Source organism: Delftia sp. DS1230 (genome assembly GCF_040112715.1).
Classification (GTDB): domain Bacteria; phylum Pseudomonadota; class Gammaproteobacteria; order Burkholderiales; family Burkholderiaceae_C; genus Comamonas; species Comamonas tsuruhatensis.
Map to the genome: position 1 here is coordinate 2,097,373 of NZ_CP157763.1, position 17,743 is coordinate 2,115,115.

General features: G+C 66.6%; 16 protein-coding genes and 8 tRNA genes. 18 read left to right on the plus strand and 6 right to left on the minus strand.

Going from position 1 to position 17,743, the window contains the following annotated elements; translation table 11 throughout:
- Positions 1-48 precede the first annotated feature (48 nt).
- Entirely contained in the window at positions 49-411 is a 363-nt protein-coding gene (locus AAN986_RS09375) for an SPW repeat protein (protein ID WP_047218419.1), read from the minus strand.
- 98 nt (positions 412-509) lie between these two features.
- The gene (locus AAN986_RS09380; RefSeq protein ID WP_047218420.1) at positions 510-1,379 is read right to left on the minus strand and encodes an MBL fold metallo-hydrolase; all 870 of its coding nucleotides are present in this window, start codon (positions 1,377-1,379) and stop codon (positions 510-512) included.
- Positions 1,380-1,517: 138 nt separating this feature from the next.
- Between AAN986_RS09380 and AAN986_RS09385 the strand changes: the two genes are divergently transcribed.
- The gene (locus AAN986_RS09385; protein ID WP_046986341.1) at positions 1,518-2,417 is read left to right on the plus strand and encodes a LysR family transcriptional regulator; all 900 of its coding nucleotides are present in this window, start codon (positions 1,518-1,520) and stop codon (positions 2,415-2,417) included.
- 217 nt (positions 2,418-2,634) lie between these two features.
- On the opposite strand, the gene argG is transcribed toward AAN986_RS09385, so the two are convergent.
- The 4 genes from argG to AAN986_RS09405 all read right to left on the minus strand — a co-directional run bounded on the left by argG (position 2,635) and on the right by AAN986_RS09405 (position 5,780).
- Entirely contained in the window at positions 2,635-3,969 is a 1,335-nt protein-coding gene (argG, locus tag AAN986_RS09390) for an argininosuccinate synthase (protein ID WP_016449252.1), read from the minus strand.
- Between the two features lie 120 nt (positions 3,970-4,089).
- Entirely contained in the window at positions 4,090-4,407 is a 318-nt protein-coding gene (locus tag AAN986_RS09395) for a pyrimidine/purine nucleoside phosphorylase (RefSeq protein WP_012206574.1), read from the minus strand.
- A gap of 127 nt (positions 4,408-4,534) precedes the next feature.
- Positions 4,535-5,275 (minus strand): glycine zipper 2TM domain-containing protein, encoded by a 741-nt coding sequence (locus tag AAN986_RS09400; RefSeq protein WP_016449254.1) that lies wholly within the window; start codon positions 5,273-5,275, stop codon positions 4,535-4,537.
- 127 nt (positions 5,276-5,402) lie between these two features.
- Positions 5,403-5,780 (minus strand): ArsC family reductase, encoded by a 378-nt coding sequence (locus tag AAN986_RS09405; protein ID WP_016449255.1) that lies wholly within the window; start codon positions 5,778-5,780, stop codon positions 5,403-5,405.
- Positions 5,781-5,859: 79 nt separating this feature from the next.
- Here AAN986_RS09405 and folC point away from each other — a divergent pair, with 79 nt between their 5' ends.
- From folC to AAN986_RS09490, 17 genes are all read left to right on the plus strand, one after another.
- Entirely contained in the window at positions 5,860-7,182 is a 1,323-nt protein-coding gene (gene folC / locus AAN986_RS09410; RefSeq protein ID WP_016449256.1) for a bifunctional tetrahydrofolate synthase/dihydrofolate synthase, read from the plus strand.
- Between the two features lie 71 nt (positions 7,183-7,253).
- Positions 7,254-8,186 (plus strand): SPOR domain-containing protein, encoded by a 933-nt coding sequence (locus AAN986_RS09415; protein WP_016449257.1) that lies wholly within the window; start codon positions 7,254-7,256, stop codon positions 8,184-8,186.
- A gap of 49 nt (positions 8,187-8,235) precedes the next feature.
- Complete coding sequence (locus AAN986_RS09420) at positions 8,236-8,727, plus strand: CvpA family protein (RefSeq protein WP_016451425.1); 492 nt, start codon at positions 8,236-8,238, stop codon at positions 8,725-8,727.
- A gap of 133 nt (positions 8,728-8,860) precedes the next feature.
- Entirely contained in the window at positions 8,861-10,369 is a 1,509-nt protein-coding gene (gene purF / locus AAN986_RS09425; RefSeq protein ID WP_016449259.1) for an amidophosphoribosyltransferase, read from the plus strand.
- Positions 10,370-10,564: 195 nt separating this feature from the next.
- A complete protein-coding gene (locus AAN986_RS09430) occupies positions 10,565-11,779 on the plus strand; it encodes an O-succinylhomoserine sulfhydrylase (protein WP_016449260.1) in 1,215 nt (404 codons plus the stop codon).
- A complete protein-coding gene (gene gltX, locus AAN986_RS09435; RefSeq protein WP_047218421.1) occupies positions 11,776-13,182 on the plus strand; it encodes a glutamate--tRNA ligase in 1,407 nt (468 codons plus the stop codon). The genes AAN986_RS09430 and gltX overlap by 4 nt, the downstream gene beginning before the upstream one ends.
- A 70-nt stretch (positions 13,183-13,252) precedes the next feature.
- Positions 13,253-13,328, plus strand: a tRNA-Ala gene (locus AAN986_RS09440).
- Positions 13,329-13,366: 38 nt separating this feature from the next.
- Positions 13,367-13,442: transfer RNA gene (locus AAN986_RS09445), tRNA-Glu, on the plus strand.
- Between the two features lie 44 nt (positions 13,443-13,486).
- Positions 13,487-13,563 (plus strand) — tRNA-Asp (locus tag AAN986_RS09450).
- 71 nt (positions 13,564-13,634) lie between these two features.
- Positions 13,635-13,710: transfer RNA gene (locus tag AAN986_RS09455), tRNA-Glu, on the plus strand.
- A gap of 44 nt (positions 13,711-13,754) precedes the next feature.
- A tRNA-Asp gene (locus AAN986_RS09460) sits at positions 13,755-13,831 on the plus strand.
- 13 nt (positions 13,832-13,844) lie between these two features.
- Positions 13,845-13,920 (plus strand) — tRNA-Ala (locus AAN986_RS09465).
- Between the two features lie 39 nt (positions 13,921-13,959).
- Positions 13,960-14,035: transfer RNA gene (locus tag AAN986_RS09470), tRNA-Glu, on the plus strand.
- Between the two features lie 44 nt (positions 14,036-14,079).
- Positions 14,080-14,156: transfer RNA gene (locus AAN986_RS09475), tRNA-Asp, on the plus strand.
- A gap of 278 nt (positions 14,157-14,434) precedes the next feature.
- On the plus strand, positions 14,435-14,803 hold the full coding sequence (locus tag AAN986_RS09480; protein WP_017407525.1) for a hypothetical protein: 369 nt from the start codon (positions 14,435-14,437) through the stop codon (positions 14,801-14,803).
- A 226-nt stretch (positions 14,804-15,029) separates the two neighbouring features.
- Positions 15,030-16,484 carry a TolC family protein gene (locus AAN986_RS09485; RefSeq protein WP_016451428.1) on the plus strand — a complete coding sequence of 485 codons (1,455 nt, stop codon included), beginning with the start codon at positions 15,030-15,032 and terminating at the stop codon, positions 16,482-16,484.
- Between the two features lie 41 nt (positions 16,485-16,525).
- Positions 16,526-17,743, plus strand: coding sequence for an efflux RND transporter periplasmic adaptor subunit (locus AAN986_RS09490; protein ID WP_047219905.1), 1,218 nt, complete (start codon positions 16,526-16,528; stop codon positions 17,741-17,743).

Sequence of the window (17,743 nt, forward strand, 5' to 3'; positions counted from 1 at the left end):
AGCGGCCCGCAGGGCATTGCCGCCTGCGGGCCGCTGCGCATCAGCGCCTCAGTGGGCGGAGCGACTGCGCCAGTCCATATAGTCCTTGTCGGTCATCAGCACCCACAGCGCGAGCACCAGCACCACGATGCCCGACACCACGGCATTGCGCATGGCGTCCATCTGGCCGGCAAAGCCCAGCGCCCAGGGCGAGATCACCATCCACAGACCCAGCAGGCCTTCGGTCCATTCCTCCCACGCGCGGGGCATGAAGATGGCTCCTAGCGCAGCGGCAATCAGCGCCAGTCCGATGACCACGCCGTTGGCCGTGGGCGCCATCTGGTCCTGGAACCCCAGCACCCAGGGCGAGACTGCCAACCAGACTCCCAGCAGGACGTTGAGCGGGTCCTGCCAATGCTTCATGTATTTCATGGCTGCACCTCCTGCCGCCACGACGAATGAGGGCGGCAGCTGGTTGGATCAAGGGCGCAGCATGCAGGTTCCATGAGGATTTTTGCGAAAGTGCATGCTTACCATGGCATCTCGCCCTTGTTCACCTTGGCGCCGATGTCCAGCGACAGCGCCATGCCGGCCTGCGGGTAGGCCTGCTTCATGGCACCGATCAGCTCGGCGCTGTTGCCCGCCTTGGCGGCGGCGGCCTTGAAACGCTGGAGATAGTCGCGTGTATAGGCGATGGCGCTGGCGTCCATGGCCGTGCCGGCCTGCATGTGGCCGGGCACGACGACAGCGGGCTTGAGGGCCTGCATCTCGTCCAGTTGCGCCAGCCAGGCCTTGCGCTCGGCGCTCTTTTGCGTGTCCGCCGTCCAGACATGCAGGTTGCCGAACACGCCCACGTTGCCGACGATGGCCTGCAGCGCAGGCACCCAGACATAGGGGCGGTGGGCCAGCGGGCCGGTGGTGCCGCGCAGCTCCAGCGCCTGGCCGTCCACCATCACCGTATTGCCTTGCAGGGCCTCGGGCAGCACGGGATGGCTGGGGGCGTTGGCGCCCATCTTGGGGCCCCAGAAGGCCAGCTTGCCCTGCAGCTTGGACTCGATCTTCTCGCGCACGGCCGGCGTGGCCACCACCTTGGCCTGCGGGAACAGGCTCTTGAGCACTTCGGCGCCGAAGTAGTAGTCGGGGTCGGCATTGCTGATGAGGATGGTGGTCAGCTGCTTGCCGCTGTCCAGCACATTGGCGGCAATGCGCAGGCCGTCGGCGCGGGTGAAGCCGCTGTCCACGACCACGGCCTCCTTGGCGCCGGTGATCAGGGTGGAGGTCACGGCAAAGCTGTGTTCGTCGGCCTGGTAGACCTTCATCTGCAGCGGGGCGGGCGCCTGGGCATGGGACAGGCCGGCCGACAGGGCCAGGGTGAGCGAAAGCACGGTGGTGCGAAGCATGTCGATTTCCTTTGAAAAAAGCACAAGACAGAAAACGGGTGGCAGCGCCGTGCTGCCATGGGTGGTACTTTAGTTTTTGAAATCGAGCAGATAAACGGCAAAATATGCGCTTGTTTGTTGCAGAAATCGAGCATATCCATGGACCGATTGCTGGCGATGCAGGTGTTTGCCACGGTGGCCGAATGCGGCAGCTTCACGGCGGCGGCCGAGCGGCTGGACCTGTCGCGCGCCATGGCCACGCGCCATGTGGAGTCGCTGGAGCAGTGGCTGGGCGCGCGCCTGCTGCACCGCACCACGCGCCGTGTCTCGCTTACCGATGCCGGTGCGCAGTGCCTGCGCTACAGCCAGCAGATGCTGGCCCTGGCCGATGAGGTGCAAGGCGAGATGCGCGCCGGCGACAGCCAGTTGCGCGGCCTGCTGCGCGTGACCTGCAGCATGTCCTTCGGCCATGCGCAGATGGCGCCGGCCATTGCGCAGTTCATGCGGCTGCACCCGCACCTCAAGATCGACCTGCTGGTGGACGACGGCGCGCTGGACCTGGTGCAGCAGCGCATCGACCTGGCCATACGCATCAGCGCCGATCCGGGCGCCGCACTCATCGGCCGGCCGCTGGCCGTCTGCGAATCGGTGCTGGTGGCCTCGACCGCCTATCTGGATGCGGCTGGCCGGCCGCAGGCACCGGCCCAGCTGCAGGCGCACCGCTGCCTGGGACACATGCGCGTGGGGCGCAATGTCTGGCAATTGACTCGCCGTGACGATGAAAGCGATGAGCAGCAGATCGCCGTCACCACCTGGTTCAACGCCAACGAAGCCACCGTGCTGGCCGCCGCTGCCGTCGAAGGCGCCGGCATTGCCTTGCAGCCAACCTACCTGGTCCAGCCCATGCTGCAAAACGGCCAGCTGGAGCTGGTGCTGCCCGACTGGCGCCCGCAGCCGCTGACCGTGCATGCGCTGTACAGCTCGCGTCGCCACCTGCCGGTGGCCGTGCGCGCGCTGCTGGATTTTCTCGTGCAGCGCTTCGAGGGCGCGCGCTGGTAGCAGGGGCGTAAAAAAAGCCGCCTTGCGGCGGCTTGTGGGATGCAAGTGTGCGATTTTCTGGCCCATGGCGTCGCGTGCTTGGCGGGCGCGTCCCATGCCAGGGACGCCGAGCAAGGGCCTACGCCGGCCGCGCCGCCCCGCAGCGAGGGCGTCGTCCCCCTCCCTCGCGAAGCGAGTAGAGAGGGGGAAGCGGCGTCAGCCGCTCAGGGGGTGTAGGTCATTCCTTGCCGCCCAATTGGGGCAGGGCGGTGCTGGTGCCCAGGGACAGCAGGCCAGCCTTGGCGTAAATGGCCAGCTTGTCGCGGGTGTCCATCAGGTCCAGGTTGCGCATGGTCAGCTGGCCGATGCGGTCGGCGGGGCTGAAGGGCGCGTCCTCGACCTTTTCCATCGACAGGCGCTCGGGCGCGTAGGTCAGGTTGGGCGATTCGGTGTTCAGGATGGAGTAGTCATTGCCGCGGCGCAGCTCCAGCGTCACGGTGCCGGTCACGGCGCGGGCCACCCAGCGTTGGGCGGTTTCGCGCAGCATGATGGCCTGCGGGTCGAACCAGCGGCCCTGGTACAGCAGGCGGCCCAGGCGCAGGCCGTTGATGCGGTACTGCTCGATGGTGTCCTCGTTGTGGATGCCGGTCACCAGGCGCTCGTAGGCGATGTGCAGCAGGGCCATGCCGGGGGCTTCGTAGATGCCGCGGCTCTTGGCTTCGATGATGCGGTTCTCGATCTGGTCGCTCATGCCCAGGCCGTGGCGGCCACCGATGCGGTTGGCTTCCAGGAACAGCTCCACGGGATCGGCGATTTCCTTGCCATTGAGGGCCACGGGGCGGCCTTCTTCGAAGGTCACCGACACTTCCTCGGCCTTGACCTCGACCTCGGGCTTCCAGAACGCCACGCCCATGATGGGGTTGACGATGCGGATGCCGCTGTTCAGGAACTCCAGGTCCTTGGCTTCGTGCGTGGCGCCCAGCATGTTGCTGTCGGTCGAGTAGGCCTTCTCGGCGCTCATCTTGTAGCCGAAGCCTTCCTTGGTCATGAAGGCCGACATCTCGGCGCGGCCGCCCAGCTCGTCGATGAAGGTCTGGTCCAGCCAGGGCTTGTAGATCTTCAGAGCGGGGTTGGTCAGCAGGCCGTAGCGGTAGAAGCGCTCGATGTCGTTGCCCTTGAAGGTCGAGCCGTCACCCCAGATGTTGACGTCGTCTTCCTTCATGGCGGCCACCAGCATGGTGCCGGTCACGGCACGGCCCAGGGGCGTGGTGTTGAAGTAGGTGATGCCGCCCGTGGAGATGTGAAAGGCGCCGGCCTGGATGGCGGCAATGCCTTCGCCGGCCAGCTGCGCGCGGCAGTCGATCAGGCGGGCCTGCTCGGCGCCGTACTCCATGGCTTTGCGGGGGATTTCGTCGTAGTCGGCCTCGTCGGGCTGGCCCAGGTTGGCCGTGTAGGCGTAGGGCAGGGCGCCCTTGTTCTTCATCCAGCGCAGGGCGGCGCTGGTGTCCAGGCCGCCCGAGAAGGCGATGCCGACCTTCTGGCCGACGGGGACGTTTTGCAGGATGGTTTCCATACGATGCTTCTCTCAATAACGATGGCGGCTGGCGTGCGGGACGCGGCTGCCGGAAAACACGGAAGGCGTCTGGGCGCCGTCAGGTCGAATGCGTCGGTCTGCCCAGGCGCTCAGGCGCTCTTAGGCGTAGTGGCAGATGTAGTGGTAGGCCTCGGTCACGCGGATGTCGAACTTGGAGTTCGCAGGCACCTGGAAGGACTCGCCGGCCTTGGAGGTCAGCCACTGGTCCGAGCCGTCGAGCTTGTACTCGCAGGAACCGGCCACGCATTCCATGATCTCGGCGGCGGCCGTGCCGAAGGTCAGCTGGCTGGGCAGCACCACGCCGGCAGACTTCTTCGTGCCATCGGCCAGCGTGAAGCCGTGGCTGATGCATTTGCCGTCGAAATAGACATTGGCCTTGGTGGTCAGGGTGATGCCAGAGATGGTTTCGGTGGTCATGGAAGCTGGGCAGAGGGTGGACTAAACCGCCCATTTTAGGCCAGCACCCGGCCGCTGCCCGTACGTGCTGGCCGCCGCCATGCAAAAAGCCCCTTGTCGGGGCTTGCGGGGCGAGCGCATGGCGGCCTCAGCGGCGCCAGCCGTGGCGGTAGCCGCCGCGCCAGCCGTGATAGCTGGGGCGCGAGGCGTAGTACACGCCGGCAGCAAGGGCTGCTCCAATCACCACGGGGGCCACATAGTCACCGGCCGAATACACGGGCTGCACAGGCTGGGGGGCGTAGTAGCCACCGCCGTCGTAGTAGTTGTTCTGGTAGACCACGGGCGGCGGCACGGGTGCGGTGGAGTACGCGGCCTGGGGCGGCTGGTTGGTGCCGTAGTAGCCGTTGCTGCCATAGGCCGCGCTGTTGGCGGCGGGCTGCACGCTCAGCGCGATCCAGTCACCGGGCGGCGTGGTGGTGCGCGTCGTGTAGTTGCGGCCTGCGTACTCGTAGACCACGTCATAGGCCACGGCGCGGTTCTGGTAGTAGGTCTGGGTGGTGCAGTTGCGCACCGTCTGGTACTGGGGCTGGCCCGTGGCCTCGGCCTGGTTGCCCAGCATGGCGCCGCCGATCACGCCGGCCGCCGTGGCGGCCGCGCGTCCGCCGCCATGGCCGATGGCATTGCCGACCACGCCGCCCGCCAGGGCACCCAGAACGGCGCCCGCGCCCGAGGTGCGCTGGCCGGTATAGACGTTTTCATCGCGGCAGACCTGCTGGGGCACGGCCACCTGCTGGGTCACCGGGGTCACCGACAGCACCCGGCCTTGCTCCTGGGCCAGGGCCACGGTGGCGGTCGTGGCCGCCAGCGTCAAAAGAACCAGGGATTTCATGATTGCACTCCTGTTGCGCTGGCGGTATTTCCTGCCAGGCTCCATGCAAGTGTATTCCTCGGGCCTGGAAAGCAGTTTGCGGTCGCGTAAATCCACGTAATAAGCTGTTCCAGGCCTGATGGCAGAGTCAGCGCTTGCCCCCGTGGGCCATCTCTGCCCAGGCGTCGGGCGCAAAACCCACGGTGATGCGTCCCTGCGGCCATTGGACGACCGGGCGCTTGATGACGCTGGGCTGCTGCTGCATGAGGGCTGCGGCACCGGCCGCATCCTGGGCGGCGGCCTGGGTGTCGGCATCGAGCTTGCGCCACGTCGTGCCTTGGCGGTTGAGCAGCTTTTCCCAGCCGACAGCCTGCATCCAGGCGGGCAACTGCTCGGCGGGAACACCCTGTTTCTTGAAGTCGTGGAATTCGTAGGCGATGCCCTGGTCGGTGAGCCAGGCGCGGGCCTTCTTGACGGTGTCGCAGTTGGGAATGCCGTAGAGCGTCACAGTGTTTGCAGTGGTCATGATTGGTTGCAGTTGCCGCAGTCAATGGATGGCGAGGACCCCATAAGGACACTGTCCCTGGGTAACAATAGCGCGCAGTATGCACACCTCATTTCCCACATTGGATGCATGGCTCGCCTATTGCGAGCGCCTGCACCCCAAGAATATTGCGCTGGGCCTGGATCGCGTGCGCGAAGTTGCCCAGCGCCTGGACCTGCGTTTCGACTGCCCCGTGATCACGGTGGCGGGCACCAACGGCAAAGGCTCGACCTGCGCCATGCTGGAGGCCGTGGCGCTTCAATCGGGCTTTCGCCCCGGCGTCTACACATCGCCGCATCTGGTGCATTTCGAGGAACGCTGCCGCGTGGGCGGCGAGATCGTGAAGGCCGCCGAGCTGCTGCCGCAGTTCGAGGCCGTGGAGCAGGCGCGCGTGCAGGGCACGGAAGTGGCGCTCACCTATTTCGAGTTCACCACGCTGGCCATCCTGCGGCTGATGAGCCAGTCCAGGCTGGATGTGGCGATTCTCGAGGTGGGCCTGGGCGGGCGGCTGGATGCCACCAATGTGATCGACGCCGATTGCGCCGTCATCACCAGCATCGACATCGACCATGTGGAATTCCTGGGGCCGGACCGCGAGAGCATCGGCCGCGAGAAGGCCGGCATCATGCGCGCCGGCCGGCCTGTGGTGGTCAGCGATCCCATGCCGCCGCAAAGCGTGCTGGACCATGCACAGGCCATTGGCGCCGATCTCTGGCGCCTGGGCCAGGACTTCAATTTCTCGGGCGACAAGCAGCAGTGGGGCTGGGCCGGACGCGGGCGGCGCTATGCGGGCCTGGCCTATCCGGCGCTGCGCGGCGCCAACCAGCTGGTCAATGCATCGGGTGCGCTGGCCGCGCTCGAAGCCATCCGCAGCCGCCTCCCCGTCACGGCCCAGGCCGTGCGCACGGGGCTGGCCATGGTCGAGCTGCCGGGCCGTTTCCAGATCATTCCGGGCCAGCCCACGCTGGTGCTAGATGTTGCGCACAACCCGCATTCGGTGGCGGCGCTGACGGCCAACCTCGATGCCATGGGCTACTTTCCCTGCACGCATGCGGTCTTCGGCGCCATGCACGACAAGGACTTGGCCCCCATGCTGGCCAGGATTGCCCCGCTGATCGACCGCTGGTATCTGACCGACCTGCCCACGCCGCGCGCCGAGAGCGCCGAGGTGCTGCGCCAGAAGATCGAAGCCCTGCCGCCCGCGCCGGGCGTGCCACGCGAGATCTCGCTGGCCACCTTCGCAAACCCGCAGCTGGCGCTGGATGCCGCGGTTCTTGCAGCAGGTCCCACTGATAGAATCGTGGTCTTTGGCTCGTTCTTCACGGTGGGCGGCGTGCTGCAGGACGGCCCGCCCCGGCTGAACGCCAAGCATCTGGGCACCTGAATCCAGTGATCCGCACCGCAAACGGCCATCGTGGCTGCCTGTGGTGGCCGATCTGAACGAGTCCGCACTCCATGGCATTTTTCAATTTTCGTTGGCCCGGCAAAAAAGACGACGGTGATTCGTCGTCCGCATCGAGGCGGCCCACACGGCTGGGACAGGCGGAAAGCGTCGATGTCATGCGCCGCCGGGCGCGCCACCGCCTCATCGGCGCTGCCGTGCTGGTCCTGGCGGGCGTGGTGGGATTCCCCCTGCTGTTCGACACCCAGCCGCGTCCGATTCCCGTGGACATCCCCATCGAGATTCCCGACCGCGACAAGGTCGCTCCTCTGGTCGTGCCCGGCGCCAATGCCGTGGACGCCCATCCGCACCAGGGCGCCGCTTCCCCGGCAGGCCGCGTGCCGGCCCAGGCCTCGCTGGGCGCCGACGAGGAAGAGGTTCCCATGGGCAGGCCTTCCGTGCCCGTGGCGCCGGCCGTCTCGCAGGTGGCTCCGGTCAAGCCGGAAGCAAAGCCCGAAACCCGGCCCGAGGCAAAGCCTGAGCCCAAGCCCGCCGCCAAGCCTGAGACCAAACCCGAGCCCAAGCCGGAACCCAGGCCCAAGCCCGAGCCGGCCAAACCCGAACACAAGCCGGAGCCCAAGCCCGAACCCAAACCCGAGCCGAAGCCAAAGCCCGAACCCAAGCCCGAGCCGTCCAGGAGCGACGACGCCGCGCGTGCCCGGGCCCTGCTGGAAGGTCGCAGCGCACCGGCGGCGCCGGCGGCTGCTGCGGCGACGGACGAGCGCTTCATCGTGCAGGTCGGCGCCTTCTCCGATGCCGGCAAGGCCCAGGAAATCCGCGCCAAGCTGGAGCTGGCGGGCCTGAAGACTTTCACGCAGGTGGTGGACACCAAGGACGGCAAGCGCACGCGTGTGCGTGTGGGTCCGTTCAACGGCCGTGCCGAGGCCGACAAGGCGGCGGCGCGCGTCAAGGGCCAGGGCCTGCCGGCGTCGGTGCTCAAGCTCTGAGGCGGTGACGTACACCTTGCAAAGCAGCACAGGCGCACAGAGATAGCGTATGTCCACGGTGGACTGGGTTTTGCTGGCCTGCGTGCTGGCATCGATGCTGCTAGGTGCCTGGCGCGGGCTGGTGTATGAGGTGCTGTCGCTGCTCGGCTGGCTGGTGGCCTTTGTCGTGGCTCGCATCTGGGCAGCCGACGTGGCGCTGTGGCTGCCCATGCAGGACTGGGACATGCAGCTGCGCTATGCCGCAGGCTTTGTGCTGTTGTTCGTGCTGGCGCTGTTCGGCTGGGGCCTGGTGTCCTGGCTGTCGCGCCGGCTGATCGAGGCGGTGGGCCTGAGGCCCGTGGACCGCACGCTGGGCGCGCTGTTCGGCGTGCTGCGCGGGGCGCTGCTGGCCCTGGTGGCAACGATGGTGATCAGCTACACGCCGCTGCACCAGGGACAGTGGTGGCAGGATTCAGCCCTGGCGCCGTGGCTGATGCAGGCGCTGGCTGCGGTTTTGCCGCAGCTGCCGCAGGAATGGGGACGCTATCTGCCGGCTGCATGACAAGGCGCTGCAGCGCAGGAGTCGGCTGGCAGAAACAGTTTGGATAGAGAAATCGGGCGCAGGCGTGGCCAATGGGTGGCTGCTACGGCCCAGACAGCGAAGGGCGACCTTCGCAAACGGATGGAACGCAACTATGTGTGGAATCGTTGGTGTAGTCAGCACCGCGCCCGTGAATCAACTGATCTATGACGCCCTGCTGCTGCTGCAGCACCGTGGCCAGGATGCCGCCGGCATCGTGACCCAGCAGGAGCGCAAGTTCTTCATGCACAAGGCCAAGGGCATGGTGCGCGACGTGTTCCGCACCCGCAACATGCGCGCCCTGCCGGGCACGGTGGGCCTGGGCCAGGTGCGCTACCCGACGGCCGGCAACGCGACCAGCGAGGAAGAGGCCCAGCCCTTCTACGTGAACGCGCCCTTCGGCATCGTCATGGTGCACAACGGCAACCTCACCAACGCCAAGCAGCTGCGCGAGGAACTGTCGGACACCGACCACCGCCACACCAACACCGAGAGCGACTCCGAAGTCCTGCTCAACGTGCTGGCCCACGAGCTGGCCCGCGCCAGCAGCGGCGCACCGCTCAAGAGCGAAGACGTCTTCCAGGCCGTCAGCGCCGTGCACAAGCGCATCAAGGGCTCGTACGCCGTGATCGCGCTGATTGCGGGCTACGGCCTGCTGGCCTTCCGCGACCCCTTCGGCATCCGTCCCCTGTGCATGGGCCGCAGCGCCGACGGCACGGTGATGCTGGCCAGCGAATCCGTGGCCCTGGAAGGCACGCTGCACCAGCTCGAGCGCGATGTCGCTCCGGGTGAAGCCGTGTTCGTGCACAGCGACGGCCAGGTCGAAACCCGCCAGTGCGCCGAAAAGAGCGAGCTGCACCCCTGCGTGTTCGAGTACGTGTACCTGGCCCGTCCGGACTCGGTGCTCGACGGCATCTCCGTCTACCAGGCGCGCCTGAACATGGGCGAGACGCTGGCCAAGCGCGTGGTCTCCACCGTGCCGCCCAACGAGATCGACGCCATCATCCCGATTCCGGAATCCAGCCGGCCCAGCGCCATGCAGCTGGCCCAGCTGCTGGGCATCCCCTACCGCGAAGGCTTCGTCAAGAACCGCTACGTGGGCCGCACCTTCATCATGCCGGGCCAGGCCTCGCGCAAGAAATCCGTGCGCCAGAAGCTCAACGCCATCGGCAGCGAGTTCAAGGGCCGCAAGGTGCTGCTGGTGGACGACTCCATCGTGCGCGGCACCACCTCCAAGGAAATCGTGCAGATGGCGCGTGACGCCGGCGCCGTCAAGGTCTACCTGGCCTCGGCCGCTCCTCCGGTGCGCCATCCCAACGTCTACGGCATCGACATGCCCACGCGCGCCGAACTGGTGGCGCATGGCCGCACGGTCGAGGAAATCCGCCAGGTCATCGGCGCCGACGCGCTGATCTACCAGGACGTGGCCGCCATGAAGCAGACCGTGGGCAAGATCAATCCGCAGGTGCAGGGCTTCGAGGCCTCGTGCTTCGACGGCGTCTACATCACGGGCGACATCTCCGAGGACGAGGTCACGGCGCTCAACGAGGGCCGTAACCGGGGCGGGGAGGAAGAGGCCAGCGATGCGTCGCGCCTGTCCCTGCCCAATGCCCAGGAAGCCTGAGCGCCAGGGCATTCAGTGACAATGTCGGGCGGGCCTGTGGCCCGCCTTTTTTGACAAATGAGCTAAAAGCGCTGGTGCTGGAGCGTCCAGGGCCGCAAGGCCCTGGAAGCCGCCAGGTGACAAGTGCTTCTAGCTCCTTTTTTCCGGGCACCGCCACCGCTGGCGGTCTGCGCCCGATCCCCAAGGACCATCAACGTGACCAACAAGACACTTCCCGAAGGCCTGCATCCCGATACGCTGGCCCTGCGCGTGGGCGTGGAGCGAAGCCAGTGGGGTGAGCACAGCGAAGCCCTGTACATGACCAGCAGCTTCGTGCAGCCCGACTGTGCAACGGCTGCGCGCCGCTTCGCCAATGAAGAGCCCGGCTACACTTACAGCCGCACCTCCAACCCCACCGTCACCAGCTTCGAGCAGCGCCTGGCCGCCATGGAGGGCACGGAATGCGCGGTGGCCACGTCCACGGGCATGTCGGCCATCTTGCTGGTGGCGCTGACCACGCTCAAGGCCGGCGACCATGTGATCTGCTCGCAGTCCATGTTCGGCTCCACCATCAAGCTGCTGGGCGGCGAGATGGCGCGCTTCGGCGTGGAGACCAGCTTTGTCTCGCAGACCGATGTGCAGGCCTGGAAGGCGGCCATCCGTCCCAACACGCGCCTTCTGTTCGCCGAGACGCCGACCAACCCGCTGACCGACCTGTGCGACATCGCCGCGCTGGCCGAGCTGGCGCACGCCCATGGCGCGCTGCTGGCCGTGGACAACAGCTTTGCCTCGCCCGTGCTGCAGCAGCCTGCCAAGTTCGGTGCCGACCTGGTCGTGCACTCCGGCACCAAGCTGCTGGACGGCCAGGGCCGCGTCATGTCGGGCGCCGTCTGCGGCACGACGGCACTGGTGGACAAGGTCATGGGCACCTTCCTGCGCAGCGGCGGCCTGAACCTGGCGCCGTTCAACGCCTGGGTGGTGCTCAAGGGGCTGGAGACGCTGTCCCTGCGCGTGAAGGCGCAAAGCGCCTCCGCGCTGGAGCTGGCCACCTGGCTGGAGGCCCATCCCAAGGTCGCCCGCGTCTACTACCCGGGCCTGGCCAGCCACCCGCAGCACGAGCTGGCCATGCGCCAGCAAAACGGCATGGGCGGTGGCGTGCTGTCCTTCGACGTGGTGGGCGAGGGCGCCGAACAGCTGCGCGCCAACGCCTTCCATGTGGCCGACAGCACCCGGGTGTGCTCGATCACGGCCAACCTGGGCGACGTCAAGACCACCATCACCCATCCGGCCAGCACCTCGCATGGCCGCCTGAGCGAAGAGCAGCGCCGTGCCGCCGGCATCGGCCAGGGCCTGCTGCGCATCTCCGTCGGACTGGAATACCTGGGCGACCTCAAGAACGATCTCTCCCGCGGACTGGATACCCTGCAATGACACAAAAAGTACGTACCCGTTTTGCCCCGTCTCCCACGGGCTTCATCCACCTGGGCAACATCCGCTCGGCCCTGTATCCCTGGGCCTTTGCGCGCGCCACTGGCGGCGATTTCATCCTGCGCATCGAGGACACCGACGTGGAGCGCTCCACCCAGGCCTCGGTGGACGTGATCATCGAGGGCATGGCCTGGCTGCAGCTGGACCATGACGAAGGTCCGTTCTATCAAATGCAGCGCATGGACCGCTACAAGGAGGTGCTGGCCGGCCTGCAGGCTTCGGGCCATGTCTACCCCTGCTACATGAGCGTGGAAGAACTCGACGCCCTGCGCGAGCGCCAGATGGCCAACAAGGAAAAGCCGCGCTACGACGGCACCTGGCGCCCTGAGGAAGGCAAGGTGCTGCCGCCCGTGCCCGAAGGCGTGCGTCCCGTGCTGCGCTTCAAGACGCCGAAGGGCGGCGTCGTGGCCTGGGAAGACAAGTGCAAGGGCCGCATCGAGTTCCAGAACAGCGAGCTGGACGACCTGGTGATCGCGCGCCCCGATGGCACGCCCACCTACAACTTCTGCGTCTGCGTGGACGACATGGACATGGCCATCACCCATGTCATCCGTGGCGACGACCACGTCAACAACACGCCGCGCCAGATCCACATCTTCGAGGCCCTGGGCGCCAGCGTGCCCGTGTTCGCCCATCTGCCCACCGTGCTCAACGAGCAGGGCGAGAAGATGAGCAAGCGCAACGGCGCCAAGGCCGTCACCCAGTACCGCGACGAAGGCTACCTGCCCGACGCCATGGTCAACTACCTGGCCCGCCTGGGCTGGAGCCATGGCGATGACGAAATCTTCAGCCGCGCCCAGTTCCTGGAGTGGTTCAACCTCGACCACCTGGGCCGCAGCGCAGGCCAGTTCGACGAGGCCAAGCTGCGCTGGGTCAACGCCCAGCACCTGAAGGCCCTGGACGATGCGGCCCTGGCAGAGCTGGTGCGCCCCTTCGTGCTCAAGACCGGGCTGGACCAGGCCCTGCTCGACGCAGACGACCGCCTGCCGCGCATCTGCGCCCTGTTCAAGGACCGCTGCGAAACCCTGGTCGATCTGGCCGGCTGGGTGCGCCTGTTCTACGTGGACGCCTTCGACCGCAACGCCGAAGACCTGGCAAAGCACGTGACCGACGCCGTGGCGCCCGCCCTGGACGCCTTCGCCGAAGGCATCGCCTCGGTGGAGTGGAGCAAGGAAGCCATTGCTGCCCTGATCAAGGAAGTGCTCAAGGCCCAGGGCCTGAAGATGCCGCAACTGGCCATGCCGGTGCGCGTGCTGACGCTGGGCACAGCGCACACGCCTTCGGTGGACGCGGTGCTGGAGCTGCTGGGTCGTGAAAAAATTCTGGCGCGTTTGAAAAACCGCTGAAAACCTGTCTATAATTCGAGTCTCTGATGCAAACGCAGCAACTAACAAGAAGCAGCGATTGCAGCATGAAGGGGGTATAGCTCAGCTGGGAGAGCGCTTGCATGGCATGCAAGAGGTCATCGGTTCGATCCCGTTTACCTCCACCAAAATTGAGACTTGAGTTTGTAACGCAAGTTCTAGGATTGACCCTATCGTCTAGAGGCCTAGGACATCACCCTTTCACGGTGAGTACCGGGGTTCGAATCCCCGTAGGGTCGCCAAGTTTGCAGCACTTGGCTCGAAAGAGCGCAAAAGCTGTCTGCCAGGAGTGGTAGTTCAGTTGGTTAGAATACCGGCCTGTCACGCCGGGGGTCGCGGGTTCGAGTCCCGTCCACTCCGCCAAAATTTGTCGCTTGGTATGTAAGCGCCTTTGAAACACGAAGGCGCTTTTTTATCGGCGGATCACAGGCTGTGACCCTATCGTCTAGAGGCCTAGGACATCACCCTTTCACGGTGAGTACCGGGGTTCGAATCCCCGTAGGGTCGCCAAGTTTGCAGCACTTGGCTCGAAAGAGCGCAAAAGCTGTCTGCCAGGAGTGGTAGTTCAGTTGGTTAGAATACCGGCCTGTCACGCCGGGGGTCGCGGGTTCGAGTCCCGTCCACTCCGCCAGTATCGGATTCTTGGGGGTATAGCTCAGCTGGGAGAGCGCTTGCATGGCATGCAAGAGGTCATCGGTTCGATCCCGTTTACCTCCACCAAAAATCGAGACTTGAGTTTGTAACGCAAGTTCTAGGATTGACCCTATCGTCTAGAGGCCTAGGACATCACCCTTTCACGGTGAGTACCGGGGTTCGAATCCCCGTAGGGTCGCCAAGTTTGCAGCACTTGGCTCGCAAGAGCGCAAAAGTTGCCTGCCAGGAGTGGTAGTTCAGTTGGTTAGAATACCGGCCTGTCACGCCGGGGGTCGCGGGTTCGAGTCCCGTCCACTCCGCCAGATTCCTTGTGCAGACCCTCGTGTTTGCGCAGACAAGAAGCCACCGCAAGGTGGCTTTTTTGTTTCTGGTTATTGCAGTTTTCGGTGTGACTTCTTCACATGGAAAGCCTTTGTGCACAAAACACGATCTATTGCCCAGATTTTTTAAGGGCAAACCCGGAACTTTCCCTCAACATTCGTAACAATAGACGGTGTCCTGTTTGCAGGGCGTCCATCTTTCACCGACTCGTCTGCCCCGCTCCATGCGCCTTGCGCCATCGTTTGTCTTTTCGTTGCTGATGCTGCTGTCCATCTTCTGCGGGCAGGTGGCAGCTTCGGCATCTTCCGATGGGTTGGAAGGCGATGGCCTGCTGGCGCACCATCCCGTCGTGACCATCGATGAGGAATTCCTCGAGGAACTCGCGGAAGTGGAGGAAGACGACGAGACCGAGTTTGCCGAGCTGACGGCACACAGCGGCAACAAGCGCCAACTGCTGGCCCTGCTGGCCTGCGGCGAGGACCGTTCCGCCGAGATGTACTGGCCGCCCGAGCCCATCGCCGTGCAGGTGGTGTCGCTGTGGGCCCCGCCTTCGACCTATTCCCAGGCGCACCTGTCGCCCGCCCCGGGCCAGCTGCTGCGCCCTCCAAGACCTTCCCTGCTCGGCTGACCGCATATTGCGGCGCAGGCATGCCTTGTGCCCCTTGCGCCCCTTGTCGGCTGACGCATCCCACTGCCTGATCACTGCTCGTGCGCGCCTTGCTGGCGTGCACGCCATGCCGTCGTCCGCGCGCTGACTGCGCACGGCGCGGCCATGCCCGTTCCCGCGTGGTCCGCAGGGAAGGGCCCATCTCTTACTCAACCCCTCGACTGTCGCTTTGCGGCAGATGCATGCCATGGTGAATCCAACGGTATTGGCGGGAATGGCCCCCGCCCGTTTTCCATCCTGTTCGCGCAAGGTCCTGCAAGGCGCGATCTGCAGCCTGCTGGTGGGCTGGGGTGCTGGCGCTTCGGCGCAGGCCCACCCCCCTGGCAAGCCCCAGGCGTCCCAGGCGCCCCTGACGCAGGCGGCTCCGGCCGCCGCCGAGGCCGCCGAGGCCGCGGCGTCCCGTACGCCGATCGTGCCGAAGGCCGGTTCGGCCGCAGAGGCGCCTTCGGTGGCTTCGGCCGCCGCACAGCGCCTGCCCCAGCTGAGCCTGAACGAGGTCGTTCGCGCCGTGCTGGACCACAACCCCGATCTGCGCGCTGTCGAGCAGTCCCGGACCACGGCGCGCGCAGGCGTGGTCAGCGCCTCGGCGCTGCCCAATCCCAAGCTCGAATGGAACCAGGGCCGCAACAGCGCCCGCGTTCCGGGCGCGGCAGCCGGCACGGTGCAGGGCTGGGCCGTGGCCTTGCCCATCGAGAACCCCGCCGTGCGAGGTGCGCGCGTGGAGGCCGCGAGGGCAGGCGAGCAGGGCTCGGTGCACTTCGTGGCGACCACGCGCAATGCGCTGGTGGCCCAGGTGCGGCTACGCGCCTACGAGATGGTGCTGCGCGAGGCGGAGGTCGAGGCCGCCAAGGAGGCGGTGCGCCTTCTGGAGCAGGCCCATGAGCGCGTCCGCGTCCGCGTGGACAGCGGCGAGGCGGCCCGCTACGAAATCATCAAGGCCGATGCCGAAATCATCCAGGCGCGCCAGCAGGAACAGACCGCGCGGCTGCGTGCCGAGCAGGCGCAGCTGGCGCTGGGCCGCCTGGCCGCAGGCCAGCTGCCCGTGCGCTTCCGCCTGGATGTGTCGCTGGAGGATCCGCTGCGCATCGAGGACATGGGCGAGATCGATCCCATGGAGCATCCCGAACTGCGCCAGCTCAAGGCGGAGGTCGAGCGTGCCCAGGCGCGGCTCGACGGTGCCAAGGCCTCGCGCTGGCCGGGCGTGGAGCTGCGCTACGGCCAGACGCGCGAGCCCGACGTGCGCCTGAACACGGTGGGCGTGAGCATCCAGATCCCCTTGCTCGACCAGCACCGCGGCCCCATCGACGAGGCGGCCTCCGAGCTGGAGCGCGCGCGTCTGCAGCTGGAGGGCCGGCAGATCGAGCTGCGCCAGCAGACGCTGCAGGCCTGGAAGGAGCTGGAGATGGCACGACTGCGCACCCAGGCACTGAGCCAGGGTTCGGTGCGCGAGGCCGAGTCGGCCCTGCGCGTGGCCGAGGCCGCCTACCGCTTCGGCGAGCGCGGCATTCTCGATGTGCTCGATGCGCAGCGCGTGCTGCGCTCCATCCGTGCAGACCTGCTCGATGCGCGCTACCAGCTGCAGGCGGCGCGCATACAGCTCGAATACCTCGCGGGCCGCTACGACGATCCGTCCGCGCTGTGAAGCGCGCCGTCCCTGCCTCACACCCGAAATCAGAAACGAACATGTCCTTGAATATGCATCCGAAACCCATCGCCGCCCGCGCAGGCAGCAGCACCTTGGTGAACTCCCTGGCCCTGGCCGGCCTGCTGGCCGCAACGCTGGCGCTGAGCGCCTGCGGCAAGAACGAAGAGGCCGAGGCCAAGGCGGCGCCAGCGGCAGCCGCTGCCCAGGAGCAGGACCCGATGGAGGTCCGAGTGACCGCCGAGATGGCACCCAACTTCGCCGTCAAGCCCGTGGCGCAGGCGCAGATCGCGCTGCTGCAGGAGGTGTCCGGCCGCATCGAGGCCAATGAGCGCCAGGTCACCCGCATTGGCGCGGCCGCCACGGGGCGCGTGACCGAGGTGCTGGTCGAAGTGGGCGACCGCGTGCGCGCGGGCCAGGTGCTGGCCCGCGTGGCCAGCCCCGAGCTGACCACCGCCCAACTGGCCTATCTGCGTGCACACTCCGCCGCCACGCTGGCCGAGCGCGGCGTGGAGCGCGCGCGCCAGCTGATAGCCGCCGACGTCATCGGCTCGGCCGAGCTGCAGCGCCGCGAGTCCGAGCTGTCGATTGCGCGCGCCGAGCAGCGCGCTGCCGGCGACCAGTTGCGCCTGATCGGCATTCCCGACAGCGCCATCGCCCAGCTGCGCGACAAGGGCACGCTGCAGTCGCATGCGGCCGTGCTGTCCACAGGGGCCGGCGTGGTGATCGAGCGCAAGGTCAGCTCCGGCCAGGTGACCCAGCCCGGCGATCCGCTGTTCACCGTGGCCGACCTGAGCAGCGTCTGGGTGGTGGGCGCGATCCCCGAGCAGATGGCCAGCGGCGTGCGTGCCGGCCAGGCCGTGGAGATCGCCGTGCCCGCCCTGGGCGAGCGGGTGCTGTCGGGCCAGATCGTGCATGTGGGCGACACCGTCACGCCCGAGACCCGCACCGTCACCATCCGCACCCAGGTGGACAACCCCGAGCGCGACCTCAAGCCCCAGATGCTGGCCACCATGCGCATCCAGGGCGAGGTGCGCCAGCTGCTGGCCGTGCCGGCCGAGGCCGTGGTGCGCGAGAACGACCGCGACCATGTCTTCGTCAAGAAGGGCGAGAACCACTACCGCCTCACGCCCGTCGAGCTGGGCACCGCCAGCGGCGGCATGCGCCCCGTGAACAAGGGCGTGGCCGATGGCACGGTCATCGTCACCACGGGTGCCTTCCACCTGAACAACGAGCGCAAGCGCGCAGAGCTGGAGTAA